The 26199-nt window shown below is 74.6% G+C and carries 20 protein-coding genes and 1 pseudogene; 8 read left to right on the forward strand and 13 right to left on the reverse strand.

Features of this window, described 5'->3' with window-relative positions:
• Window positions 1–727 precede the first annotated feature (727 nt).
• From proC to DYI95_RS07225, 4 genes are all read left to right on the forward strand, one after another.
• On the forward strand, window positions 728–1681 hold the full coding sequence (gene proC, locus DYI95_RS07210; protein ID WP_116900447.1) for a pyrroline-5-carboxylate reductase: 954 nt from the start codon (window positions 728–730) through the stop codon (window positions 1679–1681).
• Between the two features lie 169 nt (window positions 1682–1850).
• Window positions 1851–2171 carry a 4a-hydroxytetrahydrobiopterin dehydratase gene (locus DYI95_RS07215; RefSeq protein ID WP_116900446.1) on the forward strand — a complete coding sequence of 107 codons (321 nt, stop codon included), beginning with the start codon at window positions 1851–1853 and terminating at the stop codon, window positions 2169–2171.
• A complete protein-coding gene (locus tag DYI95_RS07220; protein WP_116900445.1) occupies window positions 2168–2857 on the forward strand; it encodes a PaaI family thioesterase in 690 nt (229 codons plus the stop codon). The genes DYI95_RS07215 and DYI95_RS07220 overlap by 4 nt, the downstream gene beginning before the upstream one ends.
• 153 nt (window positions 2858–3010) lie before the next feature.
• Window positions 3011–4294 (forward strand): class I SAM-dependent rRNA methyltransferase, encoded by a 1284-nt coding sequence (locus DYI95_RS07225; RefSeq protein ID WP_158556043.1) that lies wholly within the window; start codon window positions 3011–3013, stop codon window positions 4292–4294.
• Between the two features lie 77 nt (window positions 4295–4371).
• Here the strand turns inward: DYI95_RS07225 and DYI95_RS07230 are convergent, their stop codons facing one another.
• On the reverse strand, window positions 4372–5346 hold the full coding sequence (locus tag DYI95_RS07230; RefSeq protein ID WP_116900444.1) for a TIGR01777 family oxidoreductase: 975 nt from the start codon (window positions 5344–5346) through the stop codon (window positions 4372–4374).
• Window positions 5347–5779: 433 nt separating this feature from the next.
• Here DYI95_RS07230 and DYI95_RS07235 point away from each other — a divergent pair, with 433 nt between their 5' ends.
• The 4 genes from DYI95_RS07235 (at window position 5780) to DYI95_RS07250 (ending at window position 9558) form a co-directional block, all read left to right on the forward strand.
• Complete coding sequence (locus DYI95_RS07235) at window positions 5780–7252, forward strand: MFS transporter (protein ID WP_116900443.1); 1473 nt, start codon at window positions 5780–5782, stop codon at window positions 7250–7252.
• The gene (locus DYI95_RS07240; protein WP_116900442.1) at window positions 7249–7770 is read left to right on the forward strand and encodes a DUF2089 domain-containing protein; all 522 of its coding nucleotides are present in this window, start codon (window positions 7249–7251) and stop codon (window positions 7768–7770) included. The genes DYI95_RS07235 and DYI95_RS07240 overlap by 4 nt, the downstream gene beginning before the upstream one ends.
• Entirely contained in the window at window positions 7767–9035 is a 1269-nt protein-coding gene (locus tag DYI95_RS07245) for a DUF4097 family beta strand repeat-containing protein (protein WP_116900441.1), read from the forward strand. Before DYI95_RS07240 ends, DYI95_RS07245 begins: the two co-directional genes overlap by 4 nt.
• A 157-nt stretch (window positions 9036–9192) precedes the next feature.
• Entirely contained in the window at window positions 9193–9558 is a 366-nt protein-coding gene (locus DYI95_RS07250; protein ID WP_116900440.1) for a hypothetical protein, read from the forward strand.
• A gap of 106 nt (window positions 9559–9664) precedes the next feature.
• Here the strand turns inward: DYI95_RS07250 and DYI95_RS12610 are convergent, their stop codons facing one another.
• From DYI95_RS12610 to DYI95_RS07310, 12 genes and pseudogenes are all read right to left on the reverse strand, one after another.
• Entirely contained in the window at window positions 9665–9997 is a 333-nt protein-coding gene (locus tag DYI95_RS12610; protein ID WP_243149672.1) for an SgrR family transcriptional regulator, read from the reverse strand.
• Between the two features lie 219 nt (window positions 9998–10216).
• The gene (locus DYI95_RS07260) at window positions 10217–10681 is read right to left on the reverse strand and encodes an ArsI/CadI family heavy metal resistance metalloenzyme (protein WP_116900438.1); all 465 of its coding nucleotides are present in this window, start codon (window positions 10679–10681) and stop codon (window positions 10217–10219) included.
• A 151-nt stretch (window positions 10682–10832) separates the two neighbouring features.
• Window positions 10833–11771 (reverse strand): tryptophan synthase subunit alpha, encoded by a 939-nt coding sequence (gene trpA, locus DYI95_RS07265; protein WP_116900437.1) that lies wholly within the window; start codon window positions 11769–11771, stop codon window positions 10833–10835.
• 254 nt (window positions 11772–12025) lie between these two features.
• Window positions 12026–13255: pseudogene (gene trpB / locus DYI95_RS07270) on the reverse strand (tryptophan synthase subunit beta); the annotation flags it as partial.
• A gap of 94 nt (window positions 13256–13349) precedes the next feature.
• On the reverse strand, window positions 13350–14246 hold the full coding sequence (locus DYI95_RS07275) for a phosphoribosylanthranilate isomerase (protein ID WP_243149673.1): 897 nt from the start codon (window positions 14244–14246) through the stop codon (window positions 13350–13352).
• 148 nt (window positions 14247–14394) lie between these two features.
• Window positions 14395–15237: an indole-3-glycerol-phosphate synthase gene (locus tag DYI95_RS07280; RefSeq protein ID WP_116900435.1), complete on the reverse strand. Its 843-nt coding sequence runs from the start codon at window positions 15235–15237 to the stop codon at window positions 14395–14397.
• Window positions 15234–16289, reverse strand: a complete 1056-nt coding sequence (trpD, locus tag DYI95_RS07285; RefSeq protein WP_116900434.1) for an anthranilate phosphoribosyltransferase — start codon at window positions 16287–16289, stop codon at window positions 15234–15236. Before trpD ends, DYI95_RS07280 begins: the two co-directional genes overlap by 4 nt.
• Window positions 16290–17006, reverse strand: coding sequence for an aminodeoxychorismate/anthranilate synthase component II (locus tag DYI95_RS07290; protein ID WP_116900433.1), 717 nt, complete (start codon window positions 17004–17006; stop codon window positions 16290–16292).
• Entirely contained in the window at window positions 17003–18796 is a 1794-nt protein-coding gene (locus tag DYI95_RS07295) for an anthranilate synthase component I family protein (RefSeq protein WP_116900432.1), read from the reverse strand. Before DYI95_RS07295 ends, DYI95_RS07290 begins: the two co-directional genes overlap by 4 nt.
• Before the next feature lie 619 nt (window positions 18797–19415).
• Complete coding sequence (locus tag DYI95_RS07300; protein ID WP_116900576.1) at window positions 19416–20888, reverse strand: S1C family serine protease; 1473 nt, start codon at window positions 20886–20888, stop codon at window positions 19416–19418.
• Between the two features lie 643 nt (window positions 20889–21531).
• Entirely contained in the window at window positions 21532–23883 is a 2352-nt protein-coding gene (locus tag DYI95_RS07305; protein ID WP_116900430.1) for an FdhF/YdeP family oxidoreductase, read from the reverse strand.
• Entirely contained in the window at window positions 23867–26107 is a 2241-nt protein-coding gene (locus DYI95_RS07310) for a molybdopterin-guanine dinucleotide biosynthesis protein MobB (RefSeq protein WP_116900429.1), read from the reverse strand. The genes DYI95_RS07305 and DYI95_RS07310 overlap by 17 nt, the downstream gene beginning before the upstream one ends.
• Window positions 26108–26199: the final 92 nt, after the last annotated feature.

The following is a 26199-nucleotide window of genomic DNA, read 5'->3' on the forward strand; positions in this document are numbered from 1 at the left end:
CGGACAGGCACCCGCGGATGGCTGGTTCGGCGGATCGGCCCGGTTCGGCGGGACGGCGGCTTCCCGCAGGCTTGTAATCCAGCCGGCCGGCATGTATAAATATCCGAAAGCACCATATCCGGCTCTGGCGATGACGGGACCCGGAGGTACCCCCACGGCCGGGACAGAGAGCCGGCCCCGGCGGCTGCAAGGGCCGGCCCGGCCCGGTGCCTCGACCCACCCCTGAGCCGTGCGGCAACGGCCGTGTTCGCCTTGCAGGACGAACCGCCGCAGGAAGAACCGGCCCGAACCGCACCGGCGCCCGCCCGTTACGCGGGCCAGGGGATGGCGCCATCCCGCCATCCCTCAAGACCGGATGGCTGGCAGGTCAGGCGGCTGGCAGGCCTGCCGCCGGCGGCCGCCACGGGTGGTCGACCCCGGCCCGGATCGGGCGGGTCGTCGCAGTCGGCCCCCCTTCGCCCCGGCTCCGTCGCTCCTTCGCCATCGAGCCTGGCGGGGAGGGCGCGGCACGGATCGGACCACGCCCTGCCGCGACCGGCCGTCCGGTGAAGCAAGGTGGTACCGCGGTACCCCCGCCCTTGCAGGGCGGGGGTTTTTGATTCCCCGGAGCGGCGGCACCGGGACAGCCCCTGCGGGGCTTGCTGAACCTGGGGCGGCCGCCCGCCCGGACAAACCGAGGCGCGAAGCACACCCGAAGCAGCAAGCACATCCCAGGGAGGTGGCCTCCATGACCGGCCTTGACATCCCGGTGGCCCTCATCGGTGCCGGCAAGATGGCCGAATGCCTGATCGCCGGCTGGGTCGATGCCGGGTTCGACCCCAAGGCCCTGGCCGTGACCAACCGGCGAAACGACCAGCGGCTGGCCGAACTGGCGGCCCGGTACGGCGTCCGGGCGGAACGCGACAAGGGTGCCGTGCTGGCCGGCGCCCAGGTGGTGCTGATGGCGGTCAAGCCCGCCGACATGGCGGTGGCGCTGGAGCAGGTGGCGCCCTACCTGGATCCCGAGGCGGTGGTGGTGTCGGTGGCGGCGGGCATCCGGCTGGAGGACATGGCCCGCCGCTTGCCGGGTCGCCGGCACCTGGTGCGGGCGATGCCCAACACGGCCAGCCGCTTGCGCCAGTCGGTCACGGCCCTCTGCGCCGCGCCCGCGTGCAGCGAGGAAGCCTTTGCCAAGGCCCGGCGGCTCTTCGACCTGGTGGGGGCCACCGTCGAGGTGGACGAACCGGCCTTCGATGCCGTCACGGCCCTGAGCGGCAGCGGCCCCGCCTACGTCTACCTGCTGGTGGAGGCCATGCTGGCGGCCGCCCATGACCTGGGCCTCCCCGCCGAGGTGGCGCGCCAGCTGGCGGTCTGGACGGTGGTAGGGGCGGGCAGCATGCTGCGGGATACCGGCCTGCCGCCCGAGGAACTGCGCCGCCAGGTGACCTCCCCCAACGGCACCACCGCCGCCGCCCTGGCGGTGCTGGAAGAGATGGCGGTGCCCGACGCCGTGCGGCGGGCCGTCCACCGGGCCGCTGCCCGCTCGGCCGAACTGGCTGCCCTGATCGCGGCGGCCGGCCCGGCCGCGACGGTCGATGCCGCGGCATCCTTCGCCGGTGCTGCCGCCGGCCACCCCGGCCACCCGGGGGACCCCGGCCACGCCGGCCACGCCGGAACAGGCGGCGCCACCCGGGACCGTTGAAGCCCGGCCAGGCGGCGTGGTGTACCATGGAAGGGTGAACCCGGGCTCTCCAGGGAGACGGGCCTTCAGGACCGTGCTCCCATGGCGGTTCAGGGCCCGGACCGGATGGGGCGGCGGTGCGGCCTGGCCCGGGGTCTGGGCCGCAGCCTGGTCGGGGGGAGACATGGGAATGCCCCAGCGTCTTGACGAGCCGGCCATCCAGGAGCGGCTGGCGTCCCTGCCGGGGTGGGAGCGCCAGGGCCACACCCTCCGCCGGGTGTACCGGCTGGCTTCCTTCCGGGACGCCGTCTTCTTCGTGGGCGTGGTGGCCGGGCTGGCCGAAGGGATGAACCACCATCCCGACATCGACATCCGTTACCGGCAGGTCACCCTGGCCCTGACGACCCACAGCGCCGGGGGCCTCACCGATCTGGACTTCGCCCTGGCCGAGGCCATCGACCGCCACACCGCCCGCTGGCGGGGTGCGGCCGGGGAAGGATCGGGCCCATGACTCGCCGGGAAGTCCCGGTGCCGGGGGCCGCGGTACCGGGCGGGCAGCCCGGTGCACAGCGGGGCGAAACCCCTGGGGGCGGGGAGCCCCGTACACCCCAGGGCCGAACCCTTCCGGGCAGGGGGCCCGGAGCGCCCCAGGGCGGAACCCCTCCGGGCGGCGAGCCTGCGGGCGGCACCGGCGCGGACCCCGGTTCCGGCCACGGCGCCGATCCCGACGCTGCCGGTCTGCCAAACCCGGGCCATCCCGACGACGCCATCCCCTTCCGGCGCCACCTGGGCATCCAGGTGGTCCAGGCGGCGGCGGGGCGCGCCCTCCTGCGCCTGCCGGCCCGGCCCGAGATCGGCAACCGCTTCGGGAATGTCCACGGCGGGGCCCTGGCCACCCTGGTGGACGGTGCCATGAGCAACGCCATCCTGTCGCTGCTGCCGGCCGGCGACCGCATCGGCGGGACCATCGAGCTGTCCATCCGGTTCCTGGAGCCGGCCCGGGGCACCGTCATGGCCGAGGGACGGGTCCTGCGGCTGGGTGGCCGGATCGCCTTTGCCCAGGCCGACGTGCGGGATGGCGCCGGCCGCCTGGTGGCCACCGCCCAGGGCAGTTATGCCCTGCACCGGCACCGGGCGCCCGAGCGGTCCGGCCCCGCGCCCGGCCGGCCGGACCAGGCGGGACGCCGGTGGGCGTGACGGCTGCCGTACGCGGCGCGGGCCGAGCCCCCGGCGGCCCGCAGCCGGCCTGTGCCGCACCGGACGCGACGGCAGGCCGGGCTTGATGCGGCGACGAACCTGCCGGCTGGTACGGACGGAACGATTCCATTGCCTGATCTGGAGGGTCCAAGCTTGCCTCCAACCTCCTCGGACGCAGGGGACGCAGGACGAAGCGGCGCCGGCCCCGCCATGGCGAGCCTGCCGCGGGAACGGGCGACCCGGGTCCAGCTCAAGCCGGGGCGGGATGCCGCCCTGCGCCAGGGCCGGCTCTGGGTCTACCGCACCGACGTCTACACCGTCTCGGACGACGCCTACGACCCCGGGGACATCGTCCAGGTGGTGGACGCCCGGGGGCGGTTCGTAGGTAAGGGTTACATCAACCCCCGGTCCATGATCTTCGTCCGCCTGCTCACCGCCGACCCGGACGAAGCCATCGACCGCGCCTTCTTCCGCCGCCGCCTCGAGCGGGCCCTGGCCCTGCGCCAGCGCCTGCAGGCGGCCCAGCCCGACACCGACAGCTTCCGGCTGGTCTTCGCCGAGGCCGACCTGCTGCCCGCCCTGATCGTCGACCGGTTCGCCGGGGTGCTGGTGATCCAGACCCTGGCCCTGGGCATCGACCGCTGGCAGCCGCTGCTCGTCGAGCTGCTGGACGAGCTGGCGGCGCCCCAGGGAATCTACGAGCGCAACGACGTGCCGGTCCGGGAGCTGGAGGGGTTGCCCCAGCGGGCCGGGTTCCTCAGGGGCCGGTTCGACCCGCGGGTGGTGATCCGGGAAAACGGGCTGCCGCTGGTGGTGGACCTGGCCCGGGGGCATAAGACCGGCTACTTCCTGGACCAGCGGGACAACCGGGCCGCCCTGCGGCGTTACGTCAAGGGGGCCCGGGTCCTGGATGCCTTCTGCCACACCGGGGCCTTCACCTGCCACGCCCTGGCCTACGGCGCCCGGGAGGTGGTGGCGGTGGACATCCAGGAAGAGGTCCTGGCGGTGGCCCGCGAGAACGTGGAGCAGGTGCGCCGGCAGCTGGGCAGCGGCGAGGCCCGGGTGACCTTCCACCACGCCAACGCCTTCGACTTTCTGCGGGCTCGGGCGGCCGAGGGCGACCGCTACGACGTGATCATCCTCGATCCCCCGGCCTTCGCCAAGAACCGCCAGGCGCTGCCCGGTGCTTACCGCGGGTACAAGGAGGTCAACCTGCGGGCGATGAAGATGCTGCCGCCCGGCGGGATCCTGGTCACCTGCTCCTGCTCCTACCACATGACCCGCGACCTGTTCGAAGAGATGCTGCGCGACGCCGCCCGGGATGTGGGCCGGCGGGTCCGGATCCTGGAGCGGCGGGGTGCCGCCCCCGACCACCCCGTCCTGCTGGGGGCGGGGGAAAGCGACTACCTCAAGTGCTACATCGTCGAGGTATGGTAGAGGGGGCTTCCCGCCCAACAGGCACGGGTTGAACGGGCACGGGCTCGACCCGCACGGGCCGGGACCGCCCCCCGGTGCTAGCGGCCTAAGAGATCTTGCAGCGCCGGTTCGACCTCCGGGAACCGGAAGCGGAAGCCTGCTTCCCGGGCCCGGCGCGGCACGGCCCGCTGGCCGCTCAAGAGCAGGGCGTCGGCCATCTCCCCCAGGGCCAGGCGCAGGGCAACGGCCGGCGCCGGCAGCCAGGACGGCCGGCGCAGCACCCGCCCCAGGGCCCGGGCGAGGTCCCGGCTGGTCACCGGCTCAGGCGCCGTGCCGTTGAACGGGCCTTCCAGGTCCGGCGTTTCGATGAGGAAGGCGAACAGGGCCACCAGGTCGTCCAGGTGGATCCAGGGCATCCACTGCCGCCCATGACCCAGCGGTCCGCCGGCGCCCAGCCGGAAGGGAAGAACCAGCCGGGGCAGGGCGCCCCCCTCCCGGGCCAGGACGAGCCCCGTCCGCACCAGGACCACCCGCACGCCGGCCGCTCCGGCCTTGCGGGCCTCGGCTTCCCAATCCACGCAGACCCGGCTGAGGAAGTCGTCCCCCGGCGGCGCTTCCTCGTCGATCACCTCGTCGCCTCGGGGCCCGTAGTAGCCCACCGCCGACCCGCTCACCAGCACCGCCGGCCGGGGCTCGGCCGCCTCGATGGCCTGGACCAGCGCCCGGGTGGCCTGGATGCGGCTTTCCCGGATCCGCTCCTTCTGGCGCGGGGTCCAGCGGCCGGCGGCGATGGACTCCCCCGCCAGGTTGACCACCGCCCCCGCGCCGGCCACCGCCTCCCACCAGCCCGGCCGGGGGTCCCCGGACGCTACCGGTTTCGCCGTCCAGGACAGGTAGCGCAACGGCCCTCCGCCGCCATCCGCCCCCTCCCCGGCCGCCGGGCCGGCCGCCGTACCCGCGGGCCCGCCCTTGGCCCCCCGGGTGAGGATCACCACCTCATGCCCCTGCGCCTGCAGCCGGCGGGCGAGGGCCGATCCGATCAGGCCCGTGCCGCCGCTGATCACCACCCGCATGGTTGTCCCTCCCTCGCGGCCCCTGACCCTCTAGACGCCCTCTAACGTCGACCGATCCAAACGATCGTCGCGCCGAGATTCCCGCTTCCCACATAACGGCGCGGGTCGTCGCCACAGCCCTTTTAGGCCCGGCGGCTCACAGGCTGCTGCCGCAACTTCCCAATCCTTCCAGTTCACCGTCTGGACCGAGGGTCCCTGCTCCGCCGTTGCCGCGGCCACCGGGCGGGACCCTCCTCAGGGTACGTGCTGTCCCTTCGGAGCCGGCGGCGGGGTGCCCCCGGCCGGGCCATCCTCCGGGCACCTGCCAGCCCCTTGAGCCGCGGCGCGGCATCGGCAACGTAAATTAAAAATTTTTATTGTGTGATTGACATATTCGATTATCCCGTTCATCATCGTCATGGAAGCCTTCCCAGGAACGGGAGGAGGAATCCCCGTGTCCGCCAGCGGCACCCCCACCGGCGCCCCGGCCCGCGACGCCTCGCCGGCCGGGCCTCCGGCGCGCCAGGCAGCGCCTGCACCCTCAGCGCGTGGACCTTCCCTCTGGCGCCACCGCCCCTTTGTCGTGCTGTGGCTGGCCCGGATCGTCTCCGTGGCCGGCGGCATGGCCAGCATGATGGCCATCCAGTGGTGGGTCCTGGAGACCACCGGCTCGGCCCAGCGGATGGCCAGCGTCAACGCGGTGGCCGCCCTGGTCATGGCCGTGGCCGGCCTGCCCGCCGGCGTGCTGGTTGACCGCTGGCACCGCGGCCGGTTCTTCCTGGTTCTCGAGATCGGGCGCGGCCTGGTGATGGCCGCCCTGGCCGCCCTGCTTTTCACCGGACAGGCGAGCCTTCCCGCGGTCCTGGTGCTTCTCGCCGTGGACGCCGCGGGCCTGGCGCTCTTCATGCCCCTGAGCAGCGCCATCTGGCCAGAGCTGGTGCCGCCCCAGCAGCTGGCGGCGGCCAACGGCCTGGTGGCCACCGGCGAGAGCGTGGGCCGCATCGCCGGACCCGCCCTGGGCGGCATGCTGGCCAGCCGGCATGCGGGCTGGGCCGCCCTGGTCGACGCCGTCTCCTATGCCGTCTCGGCCGTGGCCATCCTGCTGGCGGGGGCCCTGGGCTGGAAGGCGCCTGCGGGGTCTTCGCCGGCCGAGGGCGCCGCCGGCCGGTCCGTAGCCCCATCGGAGGCCGGTGGTCCAGCGGCGCCCCGGGCAGGCCGTGACGCCGGCAGGCGCCCGGCGGGCCCGGCCGGGGGCCCCCACGGGTCCTTCGCCGGCCAGTTCCGGGAGGGGTTGGCGGCCGTCTTCGGGCGGCCCGACCTGGGCCCCTTCTTCATCCTGGTGTCGGTCCTCAACCTGGCGTTCGCCGCTTCCTTCGTCCTGATCCCCGTGGTGGTGCAGCGAGTGCTGCAAGGGGGACCGCAGGTTCTGGGGTGGATCCAGGCATCCTTTGCCGTGGGCGCCTTGACCGGCGGCCTGCTGGCGGGAACCGGGCGAGGGCCGCGCCGGGCCCGGGGCTGGATGCAACTGATCGTCCTCCAGGCCCTCCTTTGCACCGTCCTGGGCTCGAGCCGCTGGCTGCCCGCCAGCATCGCCGCCGGGTGGGTCTTCGGCGTGGTCAACGCCCTGGTCAACGTGGCCGCCACCACCATGCTCCAGCAGGCGGTGGCGCCCGGTCTCCGCGGCCGGGTGTTCGGCCTGCTCTACACCGTGGCCATGATCCTGCAACCCCTGGGCCAGATGGCCGGCGGCACCCTGGCGGACCGGGTTCCCGTCCCCAGCATCTTCGCCGCCACGGCGCTTTTCACCGTGCTCGCCCTGGCCGTAGCCTGGTGGCGGGCCCCGGCCATGCGCACCCTGCTGGATCGCCCCGCCGCCGGGAACGCCGCCGCGCCCCGGTCCGGGGCTGTGGAGGTGAATCTCGGATGAGACCGCCCTTTGAAGTTCCCGCCCGCTGCCCCCACTGCGGCCACGGCCTGGAGGTCCGGGAGGTGGTCTGCCCGGTGTGCGCGACCCAGATCCGGTCCCGGTACCGGCTGAGCCCCTTCGACCTCCTGGATCCGGAGCAGCGGCGGTTTGCCCTGCTCTTCCTGCGGGCGGCCGGCAACCTCCGGGAGATGGAGCGGCTGCTGGGGGTGTCGTACCCCACGGTGCGCAAGAAGCTGGACGAGATCATCGAGGCCCTGGGCGGCCCGGCCGCGGCGGGCTCCGGCGCAGGGGGAGCCGGTTCGCCCGGCGCCGATTCCCCCAGGGCACGAACCCGGCAGGCCATCCTGGAGCGGGTGCGGCGGGGCGAGCTGGCGGTGGACGAGGCGCTGGAACTGTTGAGCGGTGCGGGTCCGGCCAGCGGCCCGGGGCCCGGCTCCCGCCCGGCAGCCGGCTTCGCCGGCGGCCTGGACCTTGAGGAGCACCCTGTTCGGCCTGGGGAAGGGGAGGAACCGCAATGAAGGAGCACACGGCCGGGTCCCGGCTGGTGGAAGGCGTGCGCCGGGTGGAGGTCCACGGCGGGCGGCTGGCGGTGCGGGTTCGTCCGGGTCCCGGGCTGTACTGGGAGGGGCCGCCCTCGCTCGTGGCGGAGCGGGAGGGCGAGGCCCTGGTCCTGCGCACCCCCCACCCCCGCCGCTGGACGGGCTGGATCGGGCCCGAGGAGCAGCTCGGCCTGACCTTGCCGCCGGCGGTCGAGGCCCTTGTGGTGCGCTGCACGGGCGAGGTCGACCTGCGGGATCTGGACCTGGAGGCCGACCTGCACGTGCGGGCGGGTGATCTCAGGGCCTCAGGCTGCCGCGGCCGCTGGCGCATCCGCACGGGCGCGGGGGACGTCACCCTGGTGGGCCAGCAGGGGGACCTGGAGGTGCAGACGGGAGCCGGCGAGGTGGCGGTGCGGGGCGGCCGGCTGCGCAGGGTGCGCATCCGGACCGGAGCCGGCGACGTCTTCTTCGACGCGGAGGTGGAGGCGGAGGCCGAGGTCACCACCGGGGCCGGCTCCGTCGACCTGCGGCCCCGCAACCAGGGGGCGGCCCGGGTGCAGGCGCGGTCCGGGTTCGGCAACGTGGTCCTCGACCTGGCCGGCGTGCGGGGCGGGCGCCTGGAGCTGCAAACCGGGGCGGGGACGATCCACCTGCCCGGGGGGATCCACGTGGGCCGCCGGGGCGGTCTGGGCCAGCGGGTCGTGGACAGCCTGGGGCCCGGCGAGGGCACCGTGGAGATCACCACGGGAGCGGGGAACATCCGGGTGGTGGGCTACGGCGCGGCGGACCCCGCCGGCCGGGGTGAGGGCGCCGGATCGGTGCCGGGGCCCTCAACGGCTCCGCCCGCCGGACCGGCCCGGCCGGAGGATCCGGCCCCCAGACCCGGCCCGGCCGGAGCCGCCTCGCCGCCACCGGGAGCGGAATCCAGTCCTGGGCAGGCCGCGCCGGGGCATCCCGGCCCGGGCGGTGCTGCCATGGGCTTCGCCTCCGGCTCCGGCACCGGTGCGGCCGCCTCCGGCGGGACTCCGGCCCCCGCAGGAACCCCCGAGGCCCCGGGGGCCCGGGGCGACGCACCCGCACCGGCCAGGCCGTCGCCGCCTCCCAAGGGCGGCGGCCGCGGCCCCTACCACCACCCGCGCCAGGTGCTGGAGGCCCTGGCCCGAGGGGAGCTCACGGTGGAAGAGGCCGACCGCTGGCTCGAGGCCCTCGAGCGCGCCGGTAGGGGTGGCGAAAGAGAGGCCTGACGGCCCGGCCGCCTGCCGGTTCAGGACACGCACCGCGCCCCGCCTGCCGCCTGCGCCATGCATAGTCCTGGAAAGCCGTGGGCACCTTGGAACCGGCGCCCCACCACGGGAGCGGGTCACCCCTGCGGAGGGTGGGGCGCCGGGGAGGGTTCGTCCCGTGCACGTGCTGATGTTCGACCCGGCCAGCACCACCTGGCATTACGGGTACATTCCCGGCGCCTCCCGCACCCCCACCCAGGGCACCCTGCGACCGGTCAGCGCCACCCTCTGGTTCGGCATCGTGCTGTCGCTGCTGCGGGGGGCGGGGTACGCCCTGCCGTCGCCGCCCTCGGGGGAGGCGGCGTCGGCGCTGGTCAGCTGGGACCGGGAGGGCAACGCCTCCGTCTTTCCCCTGGGGAAGAACGCCGCCGACCGCTGGACGGAGCTCGGCCACGTCCTCCACCGCGTGGCCCAGTCGCTGATCGAGGATCCCGAGGCCTGGGAGACGGCCATCATCGAACCCGAGGGCGGGGGCAAGGGCTAGCCGGCCGTTCCCCCACCCCCGCGCCCCTTGTCGCGGGCCCCACGACCGGCTTGCCCTTGGCACACGGGTCCTCGGCAAACCGGCGATGCTGCCGCGGGCCCGCCTTTCATCCCCCGCAGCAGGCCCATCCGCTGGTGGCGGGCGGCAGCCCCAGCCGGATCCGGACCTCTGCCAGCAGGGAAGGCACCTGGGGGATACAGGGGCATTCCCTCAGGATTTCGGACAACCAGAACGCAGCTTCCGCCCACTGCTCGCGTTCCATGGCGACCGCCGCCCGGTCAAAATAGGCGTGGGCGGGATGGACCATCACCCGCAGGTGGGACCTTCCACCCCGGCCGGGTTGGGGCCGCCAGGCGACGAGGCCCCACCGGGCCAGGCGCCGCAGCATCTGCTGGGCGGCACGGCGAGAACATCCCCAGACTCGGGCGATCTCGTCCACGGTGACCAGTGCACCGAACGGCTCCCTTCCAAGCTGACCTTCACCGGCACCGGCGGTCTCGGCACCCCGCTGGCCCAACCAGTGGGCGAGCGTGATGAACCGGTCGAGGACAAGCCCGGTCTTGCCCGTCGTGCGGGCGGGGGGCTTATCTCGAGCCGCTTCCTTGCTCCGCGATTGATTGGGGCTCCGTAATGGATTGCGAGGTCGCGGATTCATCGCTCATCCCGCACAGCATCCGGCGCAACAGGCAGAGGCGCCGGCGGGCTCGCAGCAGCCGGAACCCGGCTCGTCGCTGCTGTAGCGTTCCGCTACGAAGAAGACTTCCCAGCGGTGACCGTCAGGGTCCTCCACCCAGAATTTTTCCTGCCGCGAGTAGCAACACAGGACATCCGTTTCGGCCTTCGCCTTCAGGCCGCTGTTTTGCACCCTTTGCAAGGCGGACCGGACGGCGGCGACCGATTCCACTTCGATCCCAAAGTGGTACCCTGGGGTGGCCGGTGGCGCCGCACCTTCGCCGGTTTCTGCCGCCTTCGTTGCGGTCAACGCAAGATTGAGGGCGGGCTCGTCCAGAAGAAACTGGGCGTAACCGGGTAGCACGCGGCTCGGCGACCGGCCCAGGAAGCGCCGGTAGAAGTCGACGGATGCCGCAAGGTCGGTGACGGGGAGGCCGACGTGAACCCGCATTCGGACCACCTCCGGGGGATTTCTGTTCCCATGGTGCAAGGCAACGGCCGCAGGGAAAAGTGAGAGTTCTGTTGCCCATCTTGCACGGTTTAGGACCCCCGGAGGCCTCCGGTGCGGTTGGGCTGCCGCTCGGCGTCCGGTCCCGCCCTCGTCAAGGCCGGTTCCCCGTCAGAGCCCGCCGAAGGGTCGTCACGAAGGCGGTCGCCGCATCCACCACCGCGCGAACCCTCGCCTGTTCGTCTGTGGACGAGCTATCCCGGGCCGCCTCCTCGATCCGCTCCACCAGGGCGGAGCCCACGATGACGCCGTCGGCATGGGCGGCCAGGGCCCGGGCCTGCTCCGGCCCCGAGACGCCAAAGCCGATGGCCACCGGCCGCGGCCCCGCCGACCGGACGCGGTCCAGCCACGCGGGCAGCTCCTCGGGCAGGTTCCTCCGCGCCCCCGTCACCCCCGTCACCGAGACGCAGTAGACGAACCCGCCCCGCCCGGCTGCGGCCCGCCGCACATGCTCGGGCGAGCTGGTGGGCGCCACCATGGGGATCAGGTGCAGTCCGGCCGCCCGGAAGGCGGCCTCGGCCCGGCCCCGCTCCACCATGGGCAGGTCGGGGACGATCACCCCGTCCAGGCCGGCGGCGGCCAGGGGGCCGGGGTCGTCCAGCAGGCCACGGACCAAGAGGGGGTTGGCGTAGGTCAGCAGCACCAGGGCCCCGTCCACGCCCTGGACCCGCAGGTCGCGCACCAGATCCAGGACCCCCGCCAGCCGCACCCCGCGGGCCAGGGCCTTCTGGGTCGACTGCTGGATGGTGGGCCCGTCGGCCAGGGGATCGGAAAAGGGCATCCCCACCTCCACCACGTCGGCGCCCGCGGCGAACAGCGCGGGCACCAGTTGCCGGGTGACCGCCAGGTCGGGGTGCCCAGCCGTGACGTACACGATCAGCGCCGCCCGCCCCTCGGAGCGGGCCCGGGCCAGAGCGCCGTCAAGGCGGTTGACCGGCTCGGCCACCTCCGCGCCGGCCGCCACCCCACCGGCCGCCGGCCCACCGGCCGCCGCTCCACCCCCTACCGCCCCACCGGCTACCGCTGGATCCACCGGCTCTCCCCCTTTCCCCGGGACCCCGCCGGGCGGGTGGTCCCGCAAGCCGCTGCAGGCGCCATGGGGCGCGCGGCCCCGGCCGCCGCCGCGGGCGCTCCGGCCGCGGCAGCCACCGGCGCCGCTCCGGGCATCCCACGCACCACAGGTCCCGCCGTGATCCCGGCTCCCGCTGGGGTGCCGGGCACGGGGCGGCCGGCGTCGTGGCTCGGCTTGCCGGCAGGACCGCTCCGGTTCACGGCTCGGCCAGCGCGGCCCCGCAGCCGCGCCACCTCGGCCACGTCCTTGTCGCCCCGCCCCGACAGGCTGACCACCACCACGCTACCCGCCGGCAGCTGGGGCAGCAGGCGCCGCAGGTAGGCGACGGCATGGGCGCTCTCCAGCGCCGGGACGATTCCCTCCGTCCGGCAGAGCAACTCGAAAGCTTCCAGCGCCTCCTCATCCGTCACCGCCTCGTACCGGGCCCGGCCGCTGGCCTTGAGGTAGGCGTGTTCGGGCCCGACGCCGGGGTAGTCCAGGCCGGCGGAGACGGAGTGGGCCGGCTGCACCTGGCCGTCCTCGTCCTGCAACAGGTAGCTCAGGGCCCCGTGGAGGATCCCCGGCCGCCCGGCCGTCAGGGAGGCCGCGTGGCGCCCCGTCTCCAGGCCCTCTCCCGCCGCCTCGACCCCGATCATGGCCACCTTCGCGTCGTCCACAAAGGGGTAGAACAGGCCCATGGCGTTGCTGCCCCCGCCCACGCAGGCCACCAGCACGTCGGGCAGCCGCCCCTCCTTCTCCAGGACCTGCGCCCGGGCCTCCCGCCCGATCACCGACTGGAAATCCCGAACCATGCGGGGATAGGGGTGGGGACCCACCACGGACCCGATGATGTAGTGGGTGTCCCGCACGTGGGTCACCCAGTGGCGGATGGCCTCGTTGGTGGCATCCTTGAGGGTGGCCGTTCCCGAGGTGACCGGCCGCACCCGGGCGCCCAGCAGCTCCATGCGGAAGACGTTCAGCTCCTGGCGGCGCATGTCCTCGGCGCCCATGAAGACCTCGCACTCCAGCCCCAGCACCGCCGCCGCCGTGGCCGTGGCCACGCCGTGCTGCCCTGCCCCCGTCTCGGCGATCACCCGCTGCTTGCCCATGCGCCGGGCCAGCAGCGCCTGGCCCAGAGCGTTGTTGATCTTGTGGGCCCCGGTGTGATTCAGGTCTTCCCGCTTGAGGTAGACCCGCACCCCCGGGTTGCCGCAGGCGGCCGCCAGCCGGTCCGCCCGGTAGAGGGGCGTCGGCCGGCCGCAGAACTCCGCCAGGTAGCCGTCCAGCTCCGCCCGGAAGGCCGGGTCCGCCGCGGCCTCCGCATAGGCCCGCTCCAGTTCTTCCAGGGCGGGGATCACCGTCTCCGGGACGAACCGGCCCCCAAAGGGCCCGAAGTAGCCCCGGGCGTCGGGCCCCGTCCCGGGGCCTCCCGGGGCCGCTGCCCGCTGCGCTGCGTGGTCGTGCATCGCCCTCTCCCTCTTTTCCTGCCCTGCTCGCTGGCGATAGTTTCCTTCCCTGCATGCTGGCGATGGTTGGTGCTGCCGCCGATCCAGGCGGCGGTCACCGCCACGGTCCCTTCCTATCCCGGGCCAGCCCATCTCTTGTCCCATGGCTTGCCGGCGGCTTGCCCCGAACCGGCTCGTGGCCGCCGCCGGCCGCAGCCCGGGCGGCGGCGATGAAGCGGGCGATCCGCTCGGGATCCTTGACCCCGCGGGCCCGTTCCACCCCGCTGGAGACGTCGACGCCCCAGGGGCGCACCACCCGCACCGCCTCGGCCACGTTCTCGGGGTCAAGCCCCCCGGCCAGGATCAGCGGCCGCCGGCGGGCCAGGCAGGCGGCTGCCGCCCAGTCGGCCCGCTGCCCCGTTCCCCCGCGCCGGCCGGGCACCGCCGCATCCAGCAGCACGCGGTCGGCCCGGGTGGCCAGGGCCTGCTGCAGGTCGGGGGGCCGCCCTTCCCTGGCCGTGGTCGTAGCTGCGCCGGGGCGTCCTTCCCCGCCGGCGCCGGCGGCTTCGCGGGGGCCCCCGGCTTCACCGCGGCCCGCGGCTGTCCCGACCGGGGCGTCCCTCGCCGCCGCCGCCACCGCCCGGATCACCCGCAGACCCTCGGCCTGGAGGGCAGCCACCAGGTCCTCCGGCTCGTCGCCGTGGAGCTGGACGTGGGTCAGCCCGGCCTGGCGGGCAGTGGACAGGATCTCGGCCAGCGAGGCGTTGACGAACACCCCCACCAGGGCAGGGCGCGGCCCGAAATCGCCGGCGGAACCGGCCTCGCCGGTCCCCGCCGGTACCCGCTCCCGCGGCAGCCCGGCCACGATACGGGCCACGGTGGCCGGGTCGACCTGGCGGGGGCTCGGAGCAAAGACGAAGCCTAGGGCGTCGGCGCCCGCCTCAAGGGCCGCCCGGGCGGTGGCCGCGTCCCGCAGGCCGCAGATCTTGATCCAGAGACCGGCCGTGCTCACCGCTCCCCACCTCCCGGCAGCGCCTTCGGGGCGCGGTCCCTCGCCGCGCCGGGCCACCGGCCCGGCGCCGCGTCCCGCAACCGGACCCGTGCCGCCTCCGGCCACCGGCCCCCGGCGCCCTCCGGCCGTAAGCCGCCGCGGCCGCGGCTCACGGAGCCTCACCCCCTGCCCCGGCCGCCAGCTGGCGAAGCCACCCGGCCGGATGGCCACTGCGCATCAGCGCCTCACCCACCAGCACGGCGTCGGCTCCCAGGGCGTGCAGCTCCCGGGCCCGCAGGGGGGTGGCGATGCCGCTGGCGGCCACCCGGATGGCCTCCTCCGGCAGGAGGGGCACCAGTTCCGCAAACCGGCCGGGGTCGAGGGTGAAGGTGTCCAGGTCCCGGTGGTTCACGCCGATCAGCCGCGCCCCCGCGGCGACGGCCGCCTCCACGTCCCGGCGGTCGTTGACCTCGACGAAGGGCTCGAGGCCCGCCTCTTCGGCCGCCCGCACCAGCCGGGCCAGCGACCGGGGCGGCACGATGCGGGCGATGAGCAGCACGGCGTCGGCCCCGGCCAGCACGGACTCCAGAAGCTGGTACCGGCTGACGATGAAATCCTTGCGCAGCACCGGCAGCCCCAGGGGCCGCACCCGCCCGAGATCCGCCACATCGCCCTGGAAGTGATCCGGTTCGGTCACCACGCTCAAGGCCGCCGCACCGCCTTCCACGTAAGCGCGGGCCTGCGCCTCGGGGTCAAAGCTCCCGCCCCCGGTGCCTGCCAGGCGCCCGGCCGCCGGCGAGGCCCGCTTGATCTCGGCGATCACCGCCGGCGCCGGCCGCCGGCGCCCTCCGGCCAGGGCCGCCGCCAGGCTGCGGCGGGGTTTCCGGGCCAGCACCTCTTCCACCGCCCGCTCCAGCACGGCCTCGGGCCGCCGGGCCTGCCGCTCCGCCAGGCGCCGCTCCACGCTGGCCACGATGGCGGCCAGCCGGCCCGCCAGGGCGCCCTGGGTCATCCCGCCACCTCCCCTGCCGGCCGGGGGGCCAGCGCCTGGGCCAGGCGCACCCACTCCTCCAGCTTGGCGGCCGCCGCACCGCTGTCCAGGAGCCGGGCCGCCTCGGCCACCCCTTCCCGCAGGTCGCCCACCCGGCCGGCGGCCAGCAGGGCGCCGGCGGCGTTGAGCAGCACCGCGTCCCGGTACGGCCCCCGGCGGCCCTCCAGGACCTGGCGGGCGATGGCCGCGTTGCGGGCGGGGTCGCCGCCGGCAATGGCCTCCAGGGGGTACACCGGCAGCCCGGCGGCGGCCGGTTCCACCGTCACGAGGGACACCTGCTGCCCGTCCACCCGGCCCACCAGCGTGGGACCGCACACGGACATCTCGTCGAGGCCCGGCGCCCCGTGGACCACCAGGGCCCGTTCCACCCCCAGCTCGGCCAGCACCCGGGCCACCGGCTCCACCAGCTCGGCCGCGTAGACGCCCAGCAGCTGGTAGCGGGCCCCGGCCGGGTTCGTCAGCGGGCCCAGCAGGTTGAAGATGGTCCGGATCCCCAGCTCCCGGCGGGGGCCGGCGGCATGGCGCATGGCCCCGTGGAGCCGGGGCGCGAAGAGGAAGGCGATGCCCACCTCGTCCAGGCAGCGGCCCAGGGCCGCCGGATCCAGGTCCAGGGGCACGCCCAGGGCCTCCAGCACGTCGGCGCTGCCGCAGCGGCTGGAAACGGACCGGTTGCCGTGCTTGGCCACAGGCACCCCCGCGGCCGCCGCCACGATGGCCGCCAGGGTGGAGATGTTGAAGGTGTGGCGGCCGTCGCCCCCGGTGCCGCAGGTGTCCATCACCCCTTGGCGCCGGGTGGGCACCGGGGTGGCGTGGCGCCGCATCGCCCGGGCCGAACCGGCGATCTCCGCCGGCGTCTCCCCCTTCATGCGCAGGGCCACCAGGTAGCCGGCCACCTGGGCCGGGGTGGCCGCCCCGGACATGATGACGTCCATGGCCGCTTCGGCCTCGGCGGCCGTCAGGTCGCGGCCCGAGAGCACCCGGGCCAGGGCCGCCTGCAGGGCGTTGCTCTCCATTCAGGACCCCTCCTCCACCCGTGGGGACGAACCGGCCGGCACCGCCTGCGGGTCCGCAGCCGCCGGCACCGCCGCCGGGCGGCCCTGGGGCCCCGGCGGCGTGGGCCGGGGCTGCACCCGGCGGCGCTCGGCCTGGAGCCGGCCGGCAATGGCGAGGAACTGCTGGAGAATGTCCCGGCCCTGGGGCGTCAGCACCGACTCGGGATGGAACTGCAGGCCGTAGACCGGCCGGTGCCGGTGCCGCAGGCCCATGATCAGGCCGTCGGCGGTCCAGGCGCAGGCCTCCAGCTCGGGGGGCAGGCTGGCGGGGTCGACCACCAGGGAGTGGTACCGGCCGGCCTCCAGGGGCGAGGGCAGGCCCGCCAGCAGTCCCGTGCCGTCGTGGAACACCGCCGACGCCATGCCGTGGACGGGCTCCGGGCCCCGCACCACCCGGCCCCCCAGGGCGGCGGCGATGGCCTGGTGCCCCAGGCACACCCCCAGCAGGGGGCGACGGGCATCCAGCCGGCGCACCACCTCCATGGAGCAGCCGGCCTCGTGGGGAGTGCAGGGCCCCGGGGAGAGGACCACCGCGTCGGGATCCCGGGCCTCCACCCCCTCCCCGTCGATGGCGTCGTTGCGGAAGACCTCCACCCGGGCACCCAGCTCGGCCAGCAGCTGGACCAGGTTGTAGGTAAAGGAGTCGTAGTTGTCGATCACCAGCACCCGCAGGCTCACGCGGGATGACCCCCTTCCCCTGCCGCCACCGCCGCGGCCGCGGGCCCGGCGGGCGCCCCCTTGGCGACGGGGCCGGGGGCAAGGGGCCCGGTGACCGGGCCGGAGCCACCGGCCGGGGACGAACCGGCGGCCGGGCCCCCGGCGGCCAGCCCCCGGCCGCCGCCGGCAACGCGGGCGGACGCCAGCGCCGGGCCGGGTTCGTCCGGCAGACGGGACGTTGCCTTGCCCAGGGCGGCCGCCAGGGCCAGGGCCCGCAGCCCCGAGCGGGCCTTGGCCTCCGTCTCGGCCCACTCGCCCTCCGGTTGCGAGCCGGCCACCACGCCGGCCCCGACCTGCAGGAACCCCCGGCCGGCATGGAGCACCAGGGTCCGGATGGCGATGCACATGTCCAGGTCGCCGTCGTAGCCCAGATACCCCACCGCCCCGCCGTAGGGGCCGCGGGCCACCGGTTCCAGCTCGTCGATGATCTCCATGGACCGCACCTTGGGTGCCCCGGTCAGGGTGCCGGCGGGAAAGCAGGCGGCCAGGGCGTCCACGGCGTCGCGGCCTTCCGCCAGCTCGCCGGCCACGTCGGAGGCCAGATGCATCACGTGGGAGTAGCGCTCCACCGCCATGAACCGCTCGACCCGCACGGTGCCCGGGCGGCACACCCGGCCCAGGTCGTTGCGGCCCAGGTCGACCAGCATGGTGTGCTCGGCCCGCTCCTTGGGATCGGCCAGGAGCTCACGCTCCAGGGCCCGGTCGTCCTCCTCGCCGGCGCCCCGGGGCCGGGTGCCCGCCAGCGGCCGGGTCAGGGCCCGCCGGCCCTCCACCCGCACCAGGAGCTCGGGCGAGGCGCCGAGCAGTGTGGTCTCCCCGTCAAAGCGCAGGAAGAACATGTAGGGGGAGGGCGAGATCGCCCGCAGGGCCCGGTAGAGGTCGAGATCCTCCGGGACCGCGCTGCCGGCACCGGCAGGTCCCGCCGCCGCCGGCACGCCCCCGGCGCCGGCGGGCCCGACCACCGCCGGCCCGTCTCCGGCGCCCGCTGCGGGAGGCCAGGCGAACTCAAGCCGGCGGGAGAGCACCACCTGGAACACGTCCCCGGCCCGGATGTACGCCTGGGCCTGGCGCACCGCGGCGAGGAAGTCCTCCGCCGCCATGTTGCTGTGCAGGCCGGCCGGGACCACGGCCTGCGACCCGGCGCCGCCGTCCAGGCGAAGAAGGGGCCGGGGCGGCAGGGGCGCTTCCAGGGCGGCCAGGGCTTCCTCCAGCCGGCGCCGGGCGGCCCGGCGCGCTTCTTCCTCGGACCGTCCGGGAAGGACCAGCACGGGCGCCATAAGGTAGAGCCGGTGGGTGCGGTGATCCAGCACCGCCAGCAGGGCGCACTCCATGAACCGGGCGACGGGGAGCAGGGGATCGGCGGGGGGCCGCCCCGGCAGCCGCTCGAGGAAGCGGACGGCATCGTAGCCCAGATATCCCACGGCTCCGCCGGCGAAGCGGAAGCCGGGGGCGACCGGGCGCCGGGGGACGAACCGGCGCAGGGCGGCGAAGGGGTCGGCCGGCCCGGGCGTGACGTCGAGGACGGTACCGCCGGGTTCGTCCCGGTGGTAGACCACCGACCCCGAGCCGGTGCAGACCAGTTCCCGGACCGGCCGGGCACCCACGTACGAATAGCGCCCCGACCGCTCGCCACCGCCCAGGCTTTCGAGGATGAATCCGGGCCCGTCGCCGGCCAGCCGCCGGAACAGGGTCACGGGCGTCTCCTGATCCAGGGCCAGCTCCAGAACCAGGGCCGCGGGTGCACTTGCCATGGCGGTCTCCTCTCCCTTCCCTTGGCGGCCGCCCGGTGATCGGGGGCCCGAAAACAAGCGGCGCCTTCCGTCCGGGGACGGAAGGCGCCGTTCCGTGGTGCCACCCCAATTAGGTCCACCGGGCGCGCACCCGCCTCGCGGCCGGCTGCCTCGACAGCGGCCGGGAGGCGGCAGGGTGCCTGTCGGGGACCGCGGTGCCGGCTGAAAGGACCGCGCCGGTGCCTGGGGGTGCCTGGGCAGCGCGATCCAGGCCGGCCCAAACAAAAAATCCCTTTCGCCTTCGGGGCGAAAGGGTGCTTCCGCGGTGCCACCCGAGTTAGGCCGGTGGGCCTCACTCGTTCGGGTACGGGCTTTACGCCGATACCCTCCCCCGGGTCACGGTGGGGGCTCCGGCAGGGCCTACTGGCGGCCGGGCAGGACGGGCGCCGCGTTCGGCCTGCGGCTTGCGGGTCCATTCAGCGTGCCCTGTGACGGACCGGCCTCGCACCATCCCGGATCCCCGGGTCGCCGGCTCGCTGGCCGCCGGTACACGCCTACTCGTCCCGCGCATTGCCTTTGGCGAGCTGAGCTGTTGCCTCGGATTGTAGAAGGACCCGCCGCAGATGTCAACTCAGTCGCCTCAGTCGCTGCCCAGCTCGTCGGGGAAAGCCCCCAGCACCACAAGGACCTGCAGCTCCTGCCCGTCCCGGTTGATCCGGAGGGTCACCCGGTCCCCCACCCGCTTCCGGTCCAGGTAGGCCACCAGATCGGGCACATCCCGCACGGCCTGCCCGTCCACGGCCAGGATCACGTCCCCGCCATAGGGGATCACCGTGCCGCCCAGGCGCCGGGGCTCGGCGGCCCGCAGGCCCGCCCGGTCCGCCGGGCCTCCCGGCACCACCTCGGCCACCTGGATGCCGTGGTCGACGGCCAGGCCGCGCTCCCGGTAGGAGGCCGGATCCACCGCCACGCCGCCGATGCCCAGCCACGGGTGCTGGACGGTGCCACCGGCCAGGAAGAGGTCCAGCTCGCGCTTGAGGATGTTGATCGGCACGGCGAACCCGATGCCGATGGACCCGGGCCGCGACTCCACGTTGGAGAGGATGGCGGTGTTGATCCCCACCACCTCGCCGCGGGCGTTGACCAGCGCTCCGCCCGAGTTGCCGGGGTTGATGGGCGCGTCGGTCTGGATCACCTCGCGGATGATCCGGCCGTTGGGCGCCTGCAGGTTGTTGCGGTGCAGGCCGCTGATCACCCCGGTGGTGGCCGTCTTGGGCAGGCCGAAGGGGTAGCCCACCGCCATGACGGGCTCGCCCACCGCCAGGGCATCGGAGTCGCCCAACCGGGCCGGGCGCACCTGGCCGGCGGGCAGGTCGGCCTGTAAAAGCGCCAGGTCGTGGCTGGGGTCCTGGGCCACCAGGCGCGCCTCCACCTGGGTGCCGTCGTCCAGCACGATCCAAAGCCGGGAGGCGTTTTCGACCACGTGGTAGTTGGTCACCACGTGGCCCTGGTCGTCGATCACCACCCCTGAGCCCGAGCTCTCCTCCTGGACGATGCCGAGCCAGGGGCTCACCCCTCGGGCGGTGCGCACCACCCGCACCACCGACGGCGCCACCTGGGCGTAGACCTGCGAAAAATCGACGACGGGCGCGCGGGGACCGCCGGACGGGGCAGGCTCCGTCACCGGGGTTTGCACGCCGGTGCCCGTCCCCGTTCCGCCGGACCCGGCTTCCGGAGCCCGGCCTGGCGCGGCCGCCAGGGGACCGGCCGTCACGGCATACAGGACGAGCCCGCCCCCCAGAAGGCCGCCCACCAGGGCGGTCACCAGCCGGGACCACCAGCCATGCCGCTCCTCGGGCCGATGCCGGGCGGCGACATCGCCAGTGTACGGGTCGTGACCGCCGCCGTCCCCGCTGCCCCCACCGTACCGGTCGCCGCTCCACCCGCCCGCCTGGGAGCGGGCCCAGGCGGGGCCGTCGCTGCCCGAGCGCTCATCGCCGCCGCCGGGTCCGGGCTGATCCGGCACCGCCGGCCGGGGTGACTCCGGGTCCGGCCCGGACCGGCCCGGCGGGTTCAGGGGACGGTAAAGCTGGCTGCCGTCGTTGAGATCCATGGCGTCCGGCTCCTTCCCGCGGGCAGCCTGCACTGGGCCGCCCGCCCAGCTTCCCATGCCATGCCACCGCAGCCGTCACCGAGGTCATTGTAACCCGGCGGCCCGGGCCGGCCGTTGCCGAATGGGCAAGAGGCTGTAAACGTTCTGTAAACGTGGAAGCCAGAGAAGACGATGGGGCCGGGCTTCCGCTCCGGGCCCCACCGCTGCGGGCCGCAGGGCCGGCAGGGCCAGGGCCGCGTGGCCGCCGGCCGGTCCGGCCCCACCGTCCCCTTCCTGTCTCGTCCGGTCCCGTACCTTCTCTAGCAGATGTCCCCGTCCGTCTCGTCAGGGCCGACGATCTGACGACGAACTCCCGCTCCTCCAACAACCTGCGCGGTTTCTGGCAGCCCATTACCGGCGGAATCAAGGAAGGCGAGACCTCGCGCGAGGCTTGCGTCCAGGAATCTATGAAGAAACGTCCCTGAGGGTGCGGGCTGAGGAGGTCCACCAAATTCAACCATCGTCTCCAGCCATTCTTCCGGGTGGCGGCCGCGCCCATCGATGGAGCCATTCAAGACGAACCGGCCCCAGGGCCCGGGGCACCCCGCCCCCGCCCGCGCGCCCGTTTCCGGTCACCACGGAGGCCGGGCGCCCCCGGCCCCTATCACGGTGCCGCCGGCGTTCCTGCCACCGGTGCCGCCGCCGCATCCCCCTGGTACAGCGGCACCAGCTCGCAGATGGCGTTGTAATCCGGCTCGCCGCAGTAGGGATCGCAGACGCCCATGGGGATCAACACGTTACCCTCAGGCCAGTGGACCTGCAGGTTGCCCGGCCGGATGCGGCTGATCCGCACCCGCCCGCGGAACTCGCCGTGGTCCGAACGCAGAAGGACCGGATCCCCGTCCTTCAGCCCCAGGCGCTCGGCGTCTTCCCGGGCCATGAACACCTGGTCGCGGCGGGCACCCGTCAGCGGGTCCACCTCGTCCCACACCATGCTGTTGAACTGCTTGCCCCGGCGGGTGCTGACGCGGAACCGGCCCTCCGGTACGTCCTGTTCGGGCAGCGGCGCCGCCACGAAGCGGGCCTTGCCGTCAGGGGTGTTGAACCGGTTCCCCGCGCAGAGCAGCGGCCCGCCCCACTGGAACTGGTCGCCCTTCTTCCGCAGGTGCTGGATGCCGTCGTACAGGGGCACCGTGCGGGCGATGTCCTCGCGGATCTGCTGGGGGCCTTCGTAACGAATGAGGTGCGCCCGCGCCGGGTCGACCCGCTCGGCGATGCGGACGGGGATCTCCCACTCGGGCCGGGCCTCGCCGATGCGGCGCCCGGGGATCTCCGGGCTGAAGATCACCCGCCGCTCGGTGGTGGTCTGGGTGACGCCCCCCGGCGTCTCGTAGCGGGTCGCCCCGGGCAGGATCACGTTCACGTCGGCCGGGTCCAGGAGCATCATGGGGTTGATCACGATGTCCTGGAAGACCCGCACCGGCACCCGCTCCAGGGCGGCCCGGACGTAGGCGGGGTCGGGCAGCGTCTCCAGGAAGTTGCCGCCCGCCGAGTAGAGCACGTCGATCTCCCCGCGGGACATGGCGTCGATGGCGGCGGTGGCCGTCAACCCGGGCCGGGCCGGCACCTCGAAGCCCCAGATGGCCTTCATCGCCTCCATGGTGGCCGGATCGCCCACGGGCCGGCCCATGCCGTAGCTGTTGGGCACGGCGCCCATCTCCGCCCCGCCCTGGACGCCCGAGTGCCCGCGGATGGGCACCAGGCCGCAGTGGGGCTTGCCGATCCGGCCCAGGGCCAGGGCCAGGTTGGAGATGGCCAGCACGTTGTGGGTGCCGTGGCGGTGCTGGGTGACGCCCATGCTCCAGACGGTGATGGAGGTGCGGGCCGCCGCGTAGAGTTCGGCGAAGCGGCGCATCTCCGCCACCGTCGTGCCCGCCGACTGCTCCAGTTCCTCCCAGGACAGCTCCCGCAAGAAGGCCGCCAGCTCGTCGAAGCCCGCGGTGTGCTCCCGGATGAAGGCGTGATCGAGACGGCCCGTCTCGACCAGGTGCTTGAGCGCCCCGTTGAAGAAGGCCACGTCCCCGCCCTGGTTGATCTGGAAGAACTCGTCCATGATGCGGGTGCCGAAGAGGGCGCTCTCCACGCTGGAGGGAACCCAGTAGCGCTCCAGCCCCTCCTCCCGGTAGGGGTTGACCACGGCCACCCGGGTCCCGGCCTTCTTGGCTTCGTAGAGGTACTTGGTGGTCACGGGCTGGTTGTTGGCCAGGTTCGTCCCCACCAGCACGATCAGGTCGCAGCCGATCCAGTCCTTGTAGGAGACGGTAGTGGCGCCGTAGCCGATGGTCTTGGCGAGGGCCGAGGTGCTGGGCGCGTGGCAGATGCGGGCGGCGTTGTCGATGTTGTTGGTTCCGAGGAACCGGGCCACCTTCTGGAACGCGAAGTAGGCCTCGTTGGGCATGCCGCGGGAGGTCATGTAGAAGTAGAGGCGGTCAGGGTCGCGATCGATGGTGCGCCGGATGCGGCCGGCCACCAGATCCAGGGCCTCGTCCCATGAGACCCGCCGGTAGCCCGGCTCGCCCTTGTGCCACACCATGGGGTAGGGCAGCCGTCCCAGTTGCCGCAGCTGGCGGCTGGTCAGCCGGCGCAGGGCGGCCGGGTCTTCCAGCACCCGCGGGTCCACGGCCGGCATGGTGTTGAGGCGCAACATCTTCAGCCGGATGGTGCACAGGTGGATGCCGTCGATGGTCCAGTCCCGCAGGCCGCTGGTGCCGAGAGAGCAGCCGTCGCAGCAGCCGTCCCGCAGGATCCGCCAGGCGTAGCCCAGCTGATCGCGGTTCTCCCAGATGGTCCTGAGGATCTCCAGGTAGTGGTTGGGCCGCTGCTGGCCCATGCCGTAGGGCACAAGCCCGGCCCAGTTCCTGCGGTCGAACCGGCGGCGCCGTCCCTGGCCGGCGCCCGGCCGCTGCTGGGGCTCCTGGCCGGCGGCACCGGAGGCAGGCTCAAGCTCCGCCGCCATGACCGTCCCTCCCTTCCCGGGGCCCCACCGGCCCCGTTCCATTGCCTGAAGCCGTTCCAACCCGTTCCGTCCCGTCCTGGGCTCCGCTGCGTGGCCCGGCGACCCCGGCCCCCGGCGGCAAGGCAGTGGCCGCCGTCCCCGACGGTAGAGCGGGGGCCGCCCTCCCCAACGGCAGGGCGGGGGCGCAGGTGGCGAGCCACCGTTCCAGAGCCGCTGCCGCCGCCACCAGCTCCGCGGAGCCGAATCCCGGTGGCAGCCGGGTGATCACCTCCCCTGCCGGTTCGGTCTTGGGGTCGCCGGTGACGATCTCGGGCCAGCCGGCTCCGGCGCCCCCTTCCACCAGCACCAGATCGGGCAGTTCCCCGGCCAGTTGCCGGTATGCCGCCACCAGCCGGGCAATCCAGCGGGTCCAGCCGGGGGCCGCTCCGGCCGGGCCACCCGGGGTTGCCGTCCCCGGGGCAGGCTGGCCGGCGCCGCCGGCCGGTCCGGCCTCGACGTCCGGGCCCGTGACGGTGCAGCCTGGGCCCGTGCCCTCAAGGCCCAGCAGCCGCAGGGCGGCCTCGCCGGGCCCCACCAGGGCCACGGCGGCGGCCCCCGCCTCCGCCAGCCGCTGGCTGTCGCTGCCGGGAACGTCCAGCGCGAAACCATGGGCTGCATGCTTCACCGCGAGGACCCGCAGGCCCCGGGCGGCCAGCAGGGCGATGAGCCCGGCCGCCGCCTGGGTCTTGCCGCTACCCGAGCGGCCGGTTACGGCCACCACCGGCGGCAGCGCGGGGGCGACGGGCCCGGCGGCAGGGGCGAGGGCTTGAGGGCGGTCCCGGCCCCCGGCGCTGCCGGGCCAGGCCCGGTGGTCGCGGCCCCCGGCACTGGCGGGCCGGGCCCGGTGGTCCCGGCTCGCCAGGAACCAGTCCGGCCAGCACCGGTCCTCGGGCGCCTCCAGATCCAGAGCCTCGACCCAATTCCCCGGCTCCGGCACCGGCTGCCCGGCCCGCCGGTACAGCAGGGCATTGGCCTGGCCCACACCCACCAGCCGCCCCCTGGCGGGCACCAGCGGCTCCACGGTCTCTGCCGCCCGGTCCAGCCGGGCCCACAGGACCCGGGTCCGGTCGCTTCCCCGGGGCCAGGGACCGGCCAGTTGCACCCCCACCACCGGGCGGGCGATGGCCCGCTGCCCGGCCAGGCGAAGCAAGAAGGGGCGCACCAGCACCTCGAAGACGGCCAGGCAGGCCGCGGGGCTGCCCGGCAACCCCACCGCCCACACCGGGCCCAGGCGCCCGGCGAAGAAGGGGCCACCGGGTTTGAGATCGATCCGGCCCAGCACCCGGCGGCAGCCCAGATCCAGCCAGGCGCGGGCCACCCGGTCCCGGGGCCCCACCGACACGCCGCCGGTGGTGATCACCACGTCGGCGCCCGCGGCGACCGCCCGCTCGAGGGCCGCCCGCAGGGCGGCCGGTTCGTCGGGAAGGATCCCGGCCGCCTCGACCAGAAAGCCCAGGGATTCCAGGGCGGCGGCCAGGGTGAGGAGGTTGCTGTTGGGCACGGCGGCGGGCTGGGCTGGGGGTGACCAGCGGCCCGCCGGCACCAGCTCGTCCCCGGTGGCGAAGAGCAACACCCGCGGCCGGCGGCGGACCTTCACCCAGCCCACACCGGCGGCGGCCAGCAGGCCCGCCAGCCGCGGGGTGATGCGCTCGCCCTCCGCGACCAGCAGCTGGCCGGGCAGCACGTCTTCCCCCGGCGGGGCCACGTGGCGGCCCGCCGGGAGCCAGGTGGCCACTTCCACGAATTCCCCCGCCCGGCAGGCCTGCTCGATGGGCACCACCACGTCCGCACCCCGCGGCAGCAGGGCGCCGGTGGACACCTGCCAGGCTTGGCCCGCCCCCACCTCCTGCCCGGCCACCGGACCTGCCGGCTCGTCCCCCGCTCCTTCGCCAGATCCAGCGGGCCCGGGTCCCGGCCCCGCATCCACGCCGGCCCAGCGGCGCCCGGCCAGCCGCATCCGGGCGGGCCGCCCGGGTGCCGCGCCCGCCAGGTCGGTGGCGCGGCAGGCAAAGCCGTCCATCATCACCCGCGGCGCCACCGGCACCGGCCAGGGCGCCTTGACGGGCTCGGCGGCGATGCGGCCCGCCGCCCGCACCACCGGCACCTGCTCGCCGGGCACGGGCACGGCGGCATTCAGCAGGATGGCGAAGGCCTGGTCCAGGGGGATCACGGTCACGCCTCCCACCGGTCCGCGGCCACCTACCGGCAGCCGGTTGTCCCGCCTGGCCCGGCAGACCCTGCCGGGCCGGCGGACCCGGCCAGCCCGGCCGGTCCGGC

The organism is Thermaerobacter sp. PB12/4term (assembly GCF_003403315.2).
Taxonomy (GTDB): domain Bacteria; phylum Bacillota; class Sulfobacillia; order Thermaerobacterales; family Thermaerobacteraceae; genus Thermaerobacter.